The 10,535-nt window shown below is 67.7% G+C and carries 12 protein-coding genes; all 12 read left to right on the top strand.

Going from position 1 to position 10,535, the window contains the following annotated elements; all coding sequences use genetic code 11:
- Positions 1–1,526: hypothetical protein (locus ACIBQX_RS30060; protein WP_397010308.1), on the top strand; the 1,526-nt coding region annotated here is incomplete at its 5' end.
- Entirely contained in the window at positions 1,526–1,900 is a 375-nt protein-coding gene (locus tag ACIBQX_RS30055) for a hypothetical protein (protein ID WP_397010306.1), read from the top strand. The genes ACIBQX_RS30060 and ACIBQX_RS30055, both read left to right, overlap by 1 nt.
- 50 nt (positions 1,901–1,950) lie before the next feature.
- Entirely contained in the window at positions 1,951–3,216 is a 1,266-nt protein-coding gene (glyA, locus tag ACIBQX_RS30050; protein WP_397010304.1) for a serine hydroxymethyltransferase, read from the top strand.
- A gap of 57 nt (positions 3,217–3,273) precedes the next feature.
- The gene (locus ACIBQX_RS30045; RefSeq protein WP_397010302.1) at positions 3,274–4,551 is read left to right on the top strand and encodes an undecaprenyl/decaprenyl-phosphate alpha-N-acetylglucosaminyl 1-phosphate transferase; all 1,278 of its coding nucleotides are present in this window, start codon (positions 3,274–3,276) and stop codon (positions 4,549–4,551) included.
- Positions 4,552–4,682: 131 nt separating this feature from the next.
- A complete protein-coding gene (locus tag ACIBQX_RS30040) occupies positions 4,683–5,105 on the top strand; it encodes a hypothetical protein (protein ID WP_397010300.1) in 423 nt (140 codons plus the stop codon).
- Between the two features lie 66 nt (positions 5,106–5,171).
- On the top strand, positions 5,172–5,387 hold the full coding sequence (locus ACIBQX_RS30035) for an AtpZ/AtpI family protein (protein ID WP_187281350.1): 216 nt from the start codon (positions 5,172–5,174) through the stop codon (positions 5,385–5,387).
- A 67-nt stretch (positions 5,388–5,454) separates the two neighbouring features.
- Complete coding sequence (gene atpB, locus ACIBQX_RS30030) at positions 5,455–6,249, top strand: F0F1 ATP synthase subunit A (protein WP_397010298.1); 795 nt, start codon at positions 5,455–5,457, stop codon at positions 6,247–6,249.
- Positions 6,250–6,320: 71 nt separating this feature from the next.
- The gene (gene atpE / locus ACIBQX_RS30025; RefSeq protein ID WP_397010296.1) at positions 6,321–6,557 is read left to right on the top strand and encodes an ATP synthase F0 subunit C; all 237 of its coding nucleotides are present in this window, start codon (positions 6,321–6,323) and stop codon (positions 6,555–6,557) included.
- 35 nt (positions 6,558–6,592) lie between these two features.
- Positions 6,593–7,147 carry a F0F1 ATP synthase subunit B gene (locus tag ACIBQX_RS30020; protein WP_397010294.1) on the top strand — a complete coding sequence of 185 codons (555 nt, stop codon included), beginning with the start codon at positions 6,593–6,595 and terminating at the stop codon, positions 7,145–7,147.
- Positions 7,147–7,956 carry a F0F1 ATP synthase subunit delta gene (locus ACIBQX_RS30015; protein ID WP_397010292.1) on the top strand — a complete coding sequence of 270 codons (810 nt, stop codon included), beginning with the start codon at positions 7,147–7,149 and terminating at the stop codon, positions 7,954–7,956. Before ACIBQX_RS30020 ends, ACIBQX_RS30015 begins: the two co-directional genes overlap by 1 nt.
- Positions 7,957–7,979: 23 nt before the next feature.
- Complete coding sequence (gene atpA / locus ACIBQX_RS30010; protein WP_397010290.1) at positions 7,980–9,629, top strand: F0F1 ATP synthase subunit alpha; 1,650 nt, start codon at positions 7,980–7,982, stop codon at positions 9,627–9,629.
- Positions 9,630–9,632: 3 nt separating this feature from the next.
- Positions 9,633–10,535 (top strand): F0F1 ATP synthase subunit gamma, encoded by a 903-nt coding sequence (locus ACIBQX_RS30005; protein WP_397010288.1) that lies wholly within the window; start codon positions 9,633–9,635, stop codon positions 10,533–10,535.

Here is a 10,535-nt window from a genome sequence, read left to right as displayed (position 1 = left end):
CGGACGGGAAGGTCGAGGACGGTAAGCCGGACGCGAAGACCGGTGACGGTAAGCCGGACGCGAAGGTCGAGGAGGGCAAGCCCGACGGGAACGTCTGTGAAGACGATGTGCAGGATCGGGGGATCACCGATACTCCTGCGAAGGATCATCCGGATGATCGCGATCCGAGTAGGCCGCAGGTCGTCGAAGTGGACGGGGTCAAGGTGATCCAGGTGCCTATCGACCCGCCGACGGCCAACCAGCTGGAGAGTATCCTCGAGAATTTGGACAAAGTTCAGCCGATAGACATGCCGCAAGTGGATGGCCGACCTGGCCAGGCGGATGGTTACGCGGATCGGCCTCCCAGCAGCGATCAGTCCCCCCGAAACGACCAGCCGATTCGGAATGATCCGCCGACCGGGTCTGATCAGCCGATTCGTAATGATCCGCCCACTGGCTCGGGTCAACCTGCTCGAATTGATCCGCCCACTGGTGTGGCGCCACCGTCGGGTACGGATCAGCCACCCGCGACGCAGCCGCCTGCCTCGGATGGTTGCTCGGATAATGGCAGCGGTCGCGACGGCGGGATCTCGCGTGACGCTCAGCCGGGCGGCCAGGACGTACGCGACCCCAGGCAGGACGGCAACGCCGAGCGGAATGATCCGCCGACCGGTTCCGATCAGCCGATTCGGAATGATCCGCCGACCGGCTCCGATCAGCCGATTCGTAATGATCCGCCCACTGGCTCGGGTCAACCTGCTCGAATTGATCCGCCCACTGGTGTGGCGCCACCGTCGGCTACGGATCAGCCACCCGCGACGCAGCCGCCTGCCTCGGATGGTTGCTCGGATAATGGCAGCGGTCGCGACGGCGGGATCTCGCGTGACGCTCAGCCGGGCGGCCAGGACGTACGCGACCCCAGGCAGGACGGCAACGCCGAGCGGAACGACAACGACCGGCAGGACGGCAATGCGGCGCGGGACGGCAGCACGGGCCAGGACAACGCCCGGCAGGACGCTTACGGCGGGCGGGACGGCAACACCGGGCAGGACAACACCGGGCAGGACAACACCGGGCAGGACAACGCGAGGCAGGACAGCGTTGGGCGGGACGGTGTAGGGCAGGGGGCGCGTGATGAGGGGGGCGGGTTGGTGGTGCCGCCCACTCCGCCGCCGGACAGTGCCACCGGCACCCAGTCGGTCGGTACGCAGAGCCCGCCGCGGTACGACGGCACGGGCGTGAACGCCGTCCCCGGAGCGCCTGCGGGGGTGAGCGCCTGGGTGAGCGACGGCGGCGACGTGGTGTCGGTGAACGTCGATCCTCCCGCCGCGGACTCGATCCGCCTGCTGGTGGGGGACACGCGGGGAGTCCAGCCCGTGGAGATGCCGGGCCCGGAGATGTCGGCCGTGGAGGCGCCGGGTGCGAAGGTGCCGGGCGTGGAGGTGTTGCCGGGAGAGTGGAGGGACGGGGTGTGGGTGCCTGAGGACATCGAGCCCGATGGACCGCGTGGATCGGTCGATCCGGGGACACCGGAGAGGAGCGCCTGATGTACGTGGACCCGCCCGCGCCACGCCCGCGCCAGCCCGGGGAGACGCCGCCGTCGACGTCCGGCGGTGTGCTGGACGACCAGCCGAGGGCCTGGGAGTTCAACCCTGAGTACCAGCGGCTCGTGACGGCCTGGCAGAACGTTCTGCCGTTACTGGAGAGTCTCACGTCGTCGCTGGACAAGGCCTACCAGCTCGCCAGGAGCCCGCAGACGTGGGACGCGCCGGTCGGCGCCCGTTACGTCGAGGACCTGCAGGAGTGGCGTACCAGGCTCAATCTGTACCGCCAGGCCGTGCTCACGTCGATCAGTGACGAGGCGGCCGACACCCCGCGGTGGATCCCCAGCGCGATCGGAGCACCCCACGCCTTCTCCTGAATACCCGACAAATCTAGATAAATCCGGAAGCCTGCTCGTACAGTGGAATTATGGGTGTTGAGCCCACCTACGGCCCCGACTTCGACCAGCTCCAGCGGCAGGATCCGGAGCTGGCGCAGGTCCTGCTCGACGAGGTCGAGCGGGCCCGCACCGGCCTCCAGCTCATCGCGAGCGAGAACTTCACCTCGCCCGCCGTGCTGGCCGCCCTCGGCTCGACACTGAGCAACAAGTACGCCGAGGGCTACCCGGGCAGGCGCTACTACGGCGGCTGCGAGGTCGTGGACCGGGCGGAGCGGCTGGCCATCGAGCGGGCCCGCGAGTTGTTCGGCGCCGAGCACGCCAACGTCCAGCCGCACTCCGGGGCGTCGGCGAACCTGGCCGCGTACGCCGCGTTGCTGCAGCCCGGCGACACGATGCTGGCCATGGCGCTGCCGCACGGCGGGCATCTCACCCACGGCTCCAAGGTCAACTTCTCCGGCAAGTGGTTCGACGTGGCGTCCTACGGGGTGCGGCGCGACACCGAGCTCATCGACTACGACGACGTCCGGGACCTGGCCCTGAGGCGGCGGCCCAAGCTCATCGTCTGCGGCGCGACGGCCTACCCGCGACTGATCGACTACGGGGTGCTGCGCGGGATAGCCGACGAGGTGGGCGCCTGGCTGCTCGCCGACGCGGCGCATCCGATCGGCCTGATGGCGGGCCGCGCCATTCCGTCCGCGGTGCCGTACGCGGATGTCGTCACCTTCACCACGCACAAGTCGCTGCGCGGGCCGCGCGGCGGCGGGATCCTGTGCACGGCGGAGCTGGCCGCGAGGATCGACCGGGCGGTGTTCCCGTTCGTCCAGGGCGGGCCGCTGATGCACGCCGTGGCGGCGAAGGCGGTGGCGTTCGGAGAGGCGCTGCGGCCGGAGTTCGCCGACTACGCGCGGCGGGTGGTGGCCAACGCGCAGGCCCTGTGCCAGTCGCTGGCGGCCGAAGGGATGCGGCCCGTCTCCGGGGGTACGGACACGCATCTGGCGCTGATCGACCTGCGCGACCTGGGGATCTCCGGGGCCGAGGCGGAGCGCCGGTGCGCGGCGGCGGGGATCACGCTCAACAGGAACGCGATTCCGTACGACCCCGAGCCACCGGCCGTGACCTCGGGCATCCGCGTCGGCACGCCCTGCGTCACCACCCAGGGGCTGGGGCTCCAGGAAATGGCGGAGATCGGCGCGCTGGTGGCCCGAGCCATCCTGCGGCCCGAGTCCGCGGAGGACGTGCAGGCAAGCGTGTCTGCGCTGCTGGCCATCCATCAGCCATATCTCAGCGAATATTAAGCTGTTCTGAGTCGTTTTCCGGTCACGAACGGCCGGAGCATCCTGGAAACTAGGTGTGTGCGCGAATACCTGTTCATGGCGCTCATCGCGGCAGCGGTGACCTATTTGCTCGTCCCGCTGGTGCGTAGGTTCGCCATCCGCATCGGCGCCATGCCGGAGATCCGCGATCGAGACGTGCACACCACACCCACGCCGAGGCTGGGCGGCCTGGCGATGTACGGCGGGCTGGTGGCGGGCCTGCTGGTCGCCAGCGAGCTGACCAACACGGGGGAGGCGCTGGCCGACTCCGACGGCCAGCCGGTGCTGGCGTTGATCATCGGCGGCGGCCTGATCACGTTGACCGGCTTCCTGGACGACTGGTGGGGCATGGACCCCTTCATCAAGCTGGCCGGCCAGATCGCGGCCGCCGGCGTGCTGGTCTACTACGGCCTGAGGCTGACCTACATCCCGCTGCCCAAGGACTGGGGCGGCTCCACCAGCCTCGACTACACACTGAGCACGATCATCACGATCCTGGTCGTGGTGGTGGCCATCAACGCGGTCAACTTCGTCGACGGGCTCGACGGGCTCGCCGCCGGGATCGTGTGCATCGCCGGCATGGCCACCTGGGCCTACTCCATCTTCCTCAAGCAGAGCATCACCGGTGACCGCATCACCACGACCGCGGCCATCACCGCCGTCCTCATCGGCACCTGCCTGGGCTTCCTGCCGCACAACTTCCATCCGGCCAAGATCTTCATGGGCGACACCGGCGCGATGCTCATCGGCCTGGTGCTCGCCTCCTCGATCGTCACCGTGACCCCGGTCGACCCGTCCGTCATCGAGGGCATCAACCGGTTCGGCGTGCTGCTGCCGCTGCTGGTCCCCGCGGCGGTCCTGGTGTTGCCGCTCATCGATCTGATAACGGCGGTGGTGCGGCGCACCTCCTACGGCATGTCGCCGTTCGCGCCCGACCGCGGGCATCTGCACCACCGGCTGATGGACATCGGCCACTCACACCGCCAGTCCGTTCTGATCATGTACGCGTGGGCCTTCCTGTTCGCGTTCGGCATCTTCGCGATGTCCGCGATCGGCGTGCCGGTGCTGCTGTTCCCGGTGATGATCCTGCTGGCGCTCGGTGTGCTGGTCATGATGGCCGCGCCGCGGTGGCGCCGGCGGGCCAGGGCGCTGCGTGACCGGGCGGGTGACGACGACGGGCCGCCCACCGGTCCGATGCCGCCGATCGTGCCGGAGGCCGAGAGCAGGCGGCAGCTTCCCCCGGAATCGGGGCCGGCGCAGGAGCGAGCGAGCGCCGAGCGCAATCCGGTCATACCCGCCTTCCCAAGCCGTCCGTGACAGCGACCTAGAAACGGCAGGTAAAAGCGGTCTTCCGTGCGCTTGTGATATCTTTCACGAGCAGGGGCCCCCGGATACACAAGTCCAGGGGGTAGCAAACGCTCGCTTGACAACATGCTGATGGAGCACCGATGCAAGCCAACGACGTGCGCGTACTCAAAAGCGCCGCGATCCCGACCTTGGCCGTCGGAGTGGTTGCCGTGGTCGTGGCTCTGCTGGCGGCCGGTGGCAGAGGTGCGCTGGGCGCGGTGATCGGCACCTTGCTCGTCGCCGTCTTCTTCAGCATCAGCGTGGTGGCCGTCTCCTACGCCGCGCGAGTCTCCCCGCAGATGATGGCCATCGCCGCGATGGTCAGCTACCTCGTCAAAGTCATCGTCATCATGGTGATGCTGGTCACGTTCGGCGACACCACGCTCTGGAACCCTCAGGTTTTCGCCTGGTCAGTGGTGGTGTGCACGATCGTCTGGACCGCCTTCGAAGTCCGGGCCTTCATCAAGACCAAGATGCTGTACGTCGACCCCGAAGCCAAGGTTCCCGGCCAGGGCGACCGATGAGGCTTACTAACCGGACGGGGCCCGATATGACTAGTCCTCTACTCGCCTGCTATCGTCAGGGCCGCGATGAGCGAACAAGAACGTCGACCGGAAACAGACGGTCGCGACTTCGCCGACGCCATGTGGTCGGTCCCCAGCTATCTTCTCGCCGGGATGGCGGTCTACGGCGGCATCGGGTGGTTGCTGGACCGGTGGCTGGACCTGTCCGCGTTCTTCCCCATAGGCATCGTCCTGGGGCTGGTGCTCGCCGGCTACGCGGTCTACCGGAGGCACGGTCGCTAGTCCCACGCAGCGACCGCTTCTCTGAGGAAACTCTTGTGATCAACTACGACGTTGAAGGGAACGCCGCGTGAGTGCGCTGACGGTCCTAGCACCACCGGGAGAGTTCGGGGCGCCCACGCCTGACGAGCTCTTCACGTTGCCCCCCATCATTCCCGGGGTCGACTGGTTCACCAAGCCGGTTCTGCTCGCCATGTTCGCCTCGGTCCTCGTGATCGCTTTCTGCTGGGCGGCCTTCGCCAAGCCCAAGCTGGTTCCCAGAGGCGTGCAGAACGTCGCCGAGTACGGCTACATATTCGTGCGCGACCAGGTCGCCCGGCCCTTCCTCGGCAAGGACGCCGACCGGTGGATGGGGCTGCTGCTCACCCTGTTCTTCCTGGTGCTGGTCTGGAACCTCATGGGCGTCGTCCCGGTGCTCCAGTTCCCGGTCGCCTCGCACATCGCCTTCCCGGCCGTGCTGGCGATCTCGATCTACGTGCTCAAGGTCTACCTGGGCGTCAAGCACCAGGGGCCCGTCGGCTACTTCAAGAACATGATGTTCCCGCCGGGGCTGCCGAAGCCGATCTACCTGCTGCTCGCCCCGATCGAGTTCCTGTCGAACATGATCATCGCGCCGTTCACGCACGCCGTGCGACTGTTCGCGAACATGTTCGCCGGCCACATGCTGCTGGCCTTCTTCAGCATGGTGGGCTTCTGGTTCCTGTTCGAGGCGCTGACCCCGCTCGGCGCGCCCATCGGCGTGCTCGGCGTGATCATGACCATCGTGCTCACCGGCTTCGAGATGTTCATCCAGTTCCTGCAGGCATTCCTCTTCGCGATGCTGGCCGCGATGTACATCAACGGCGCGCTGCACGCGGATCACTGAGAACCACATACCGGAATATCCATGACCGGTGAGACTCCACTTCACCGGCCGTTCAGTAAAGGAAACAAGCAATGAGCGTGAGCGTTCTCGCTGAGGTCTCCGGCAACGTCACCGCCATCGGTTACGGTCTTGCCGCCATCGGCCCCGGCATCGGCGTGGGCATCATCTTCGGTCAGGGCGTGCAGGCCATCGCGCGTCAGCCCGAGGCCTACGGCCTGATCCGTCAGAACATGCTGCTCGGCTTCGTCCTCACCGAGGCCCTCGCCCTGATCGGGCTGGTCGCGCCGTTCATCTTCGCGAACCTCTAAAGACCAGAAGAATCCCCTGACGAAAGGCTGCATCCATGAAAACGGCAGCTACGCTCCTCGCGGCGGCGGAGGAGGGTGCCAACCCTCTGATTCCGCACACCTACGAGCTCGTCGTCGGTATCTTCTCGTTCTTCGTCGTCCTCCTCGTCGTCGGCAAGATCCTCGTCCCGCGTATCCAGAAGACGCTGGCCGAGCGCACCGACGCCATCGAAGGCGGCATCAAGAGGGCAGAGGAGGCCCAGGCGCAGGCGCAGGTCCTGCAGCGGCAGTACAGCGAGCAGCTCGAAGAGGCCCGCCGCGACGCGGCACGCCTCCGCGAGGAGGCTCGTGAGCAGGCCGCGCAGATCAAGGCGGAGCTCCGCGAGGAGGCGCAGGCCGAGGCCCGCCGTCTCGTCGCGGCGGCGCACACCCAGATCGAGGCGGACCGCCAGGCCGCCTTCGCCCAGCTCCGCAACGAGGTCGGTCGCCTGTCGACCGAGCTGGCCAGCCGGATCGTGGGTGAGTCCCTTGAGGACGAGGCCAGGCAGCGCCGCACCGTCGACCGCTTCCTCGACGAGCTGGAGAGCTCAAACGCGCAGGCGGTGGGTTGATGCGGGGCTTGAGCAGGACCTCGCTGGCAGAGGTCGAGGAGCGCTTCAACGTGGTCGCCGGCAGCGCCGACCTCGGCACGCTCTCCGACGAGCTGTTCGCCGTCGCGGATCTGCTCGACCGGGAGCACGGCCTGCGCCGGGCCCTGTCCGACCAGGCCAGGCCCGCTGAGCAGAAGTCGCGCACTGTGCGCGCGCTGCTCGACGGCCGGGTCAGCGAGGCCGCGATCGCCACCGCCGAGGCAGCCGTCTCGGCCAAGTGGTCGCGCGCCAGTGACCTGGCCGACGTGCTGGAGCGGCTCGGCGTCATCGCCGCGGCGGCCGAGGCCGAGGGCCGGCGCAAGCTCGACGAGGTGGAGGACGAGCTCTTCCGCTTCGGCCGCATCCTGGCCGCCAACCCTCAGCTGCGCCGCGCGCTCGCCGACGCCTCCGCCCCGGAGACGGACAAGCGGGACCTGCTGCGCGACCTGCTGGCGGACAAGGTGGCACCGACCACCCTGCGCCTGGTCACGCAGATGGCGGTGCATCCGCGAGGACGTAACCTGGAAACAGGCCTGGAAGAGTTCGGCCGGCTCGTGTCGCAGCAGAGCCAGCGCCTGGTGGCGGTGGTGCGCAGCGCCGTCGAGCTGTCGGAGGCGCAGAAGCAGCGGCTCGCCGCATGGCTGCGTTCCTCTTACGGCCGCGACGTGCACCTGAATGTCGAGGTGGACAAACGAGTGCTCGGTGGGTTCTCGGTCCGCATCGGCGACGAGATCATCGACACCACCATTGTGGGACGAATCGAAGAAGTCCGCCGCCGGTTGGCCGGCTAGGCGAATAGGGAGACAGAGTAGAGATGGCGGAGCTTACGATCCGGCCGGACGAGATCCGGGACGCGCTTGAGCGCTTCGTCCAGGCGTACGAACCGGAAGGCGCCGCGCGCGAGGAGATCGGGACCGTCGTCGACGCCGGCGACGGCATTGCCCATGTCTCCGGCCTTCCCTCGGCGATGGCGAACGAGCTGCTCGAGTTCGAGAATGGCACGCGCGGCCTGGCACTTAACCTCGACACCCGCGAGATCGGTGTCGTGATCCTGGGCGAATTCAGCGGTATCGAGGAAGGTCAGACGGTCCGCCGGACGGGCGAGGTCCTGTCCGCGCCCGTCGGCGACAACTTCCTCGGCCGCGTGGTCGACCCCCTGGGCAACCCGCTCGACGGCAAGGGCGCGATCGAGTCCGAGGGCCTTCGCGCCCTTGAGCTCCAGGCCCCCTCGGTCGTCCAGCGGCAGCCGGTGAAGCAGCCGCTGCAGACCGGCATCAAGGCGATCGACGCCATGACGCCGATCGGCCGCGGCCAGCGCCAGCTGATCATCGGTGACCGTGGCACCGGCAAGACCGCGATCGCCGTGGACACCATCCTCAACCAGCGCGAGAACTGGGCCTCGGGTGACCCCGAGAAGCAGGTGCGCTGCGTCTACGTGGCCATCGGCCAGAAGGGCTCGACGATCGCGCAGGTGCGCTCCCGCCTCGAAGAGGCTGGCGCACTCGAATACACCACGATCGTCGCCGCCCCGGCGTCCGACCCCGCTGGTTACAAGTACATCGCCCCCTACACCGGCTCGGCCATCGGCCAGCACTGGATGTACCAGGGCAAGCACGTTCTGATCATCTTCGACGACCTCACCAAGCAGGCCGACGCCTACCGCGCCGTCTCGCTGCTGCTTCGCCGCCCGCCGGGTCGCGAGGCGTTCCCCGGTGACGTCTTCTACCTCCACTCCCGTCTGCTGGAGCGCTGCGCCAAGCTCTCCGACGACATGGGCGCGGGCTCGATGACCGGTCTGCCGATCATCGAGACGAAGGGCAACGACGTCTCGGCGTTCATCCCGACCAACGTCATCTCCATCACCGACGGCCAGTGCTTCCTCGAGACCGACTACTTTAACGCCGGCATCCGGCCTGCGATCAACGTCGGTATCTCGGTCTCCCGAGTCGGCGGCTCCGCGCAGTCCAAGGCGATGCGGAAGGTCGCGGGCACGCTGCGGCTGTCGCTGTCGCAGTATCGCGACCTGGAGGCCTTCGCGGCCTTCGCGTCCGACCTGGACGCGGCCTCCCGCGCCCAGCTCGACCGCGGCCAGCGCCTGACCGAGCTGCTCATCCAGCCCCAGTACTCCCCGTTCCCGACCGAGCACCAGGTCGTGTCGGTCTGGGCGGGCACCACGGGCGAGCTCGACGAGGTCCCGGTCGAGGACATCCGGCGCTTCGAGAGTGAGTTCCTGGAGTTCATCCAGAGCTCGCACAAGGGCATCTTCGACAGCATCCGCGAGAGCGGGCAGCTGGGCGACGACACGGTGACCGTGCTCAAGGACGCCATCACGGAGTTCAAGAAGGGCTTCACCACCTCCTCCGGCGAGCTGCTGGTGAAGGACGAGCCGGTGGCTCCGCTGGGAGCCGAAGAGGTCGGCCAGGAGAAGATCCGCAAGGTCGTTCGCCCGGCGGAGAAGAAGTAGCCGATGGGTGCCCAGCTAAGGCTGCTGCGGCGGCGGATCAAGTCGGTCAAGTCGACCGCCAAGATCACGCGTGCCCAGGAGCTCATCGCCTCTTCGCGGATCGTGAAGGCGCAGATGCGGATGCAGGCGGCGCTGCCGTACGAGCGTGAGATCACTCGCGCCGTGACGGGCGTCGTCAGCAACGCGGCGAGCGTCGATCATCCGCTGACCGTGGCGAAGGAGAACCCCGCCAAGGCGGGCGTCCTCATCGTCACCAGCGACAGCGGCTTCTGCGGCGGCTTCAACGCCAACGTGCTGCGTGAGGCCGAGGCCCTGCGTGGGCTGCTGGCCGCCCGTGGCATGGATGTGGTGCCGTTCGTCACCGGCCGGAAGGGTGTCACCTGGCACAGCTTCCGCAACCGCGAGATGGGCGGCCAGTGGGTCGGCTTCTCCAGGGCGCCTGCCTACAAGGACGCCAAGGAGATCGCCGAGACGCTGATCGACTCGTTCAAGGACGAGAACGGCATCGACGAGATTCACATCGTCTCGACCGAGTTCATCTCCATGCTCACGCAGAACGTCGTGGTCAAGCGCGTGCTGCCGCTGGAGGTGGAGGAGACCGAGGCGACCGAGTCCGACGCGATCCCTCCGTACTTCGAGTTCGAGCCGACCGCGGCCGACGTGCTGGAGTCGCTGCTGCCGCGCTACGTGGAGTCCCGCATCTTCACGGCGCTGCTGGAGTCCGCCGCTTCGGAGGAGGCGGCGCGCCGCCGGGCCATGAAGTCCGCCACGGACAACGCCAACGAGCTGATCCGCGTGTTCACCATGCAGATGAACCAGGCTCGCCAGGCAGAGATCACCCAGGAAATCAGCGAGATCGTCGGTGGCGCCAACGCGCTCGCTGACGCCGCAGCGGGGAAAGAGTGA

The organism is Nonomuraea sp. NPDC049714, assembly GCF_044465295.1.
Lineage (GTDB): Bacteria > Actinomycetota > Actinomycetes > Streptosporangiales > Streptosporangiaceae > Nonomuraea.
This window is presented reverse-complemented; position numbering and strand designations above follow the sequence as displayed.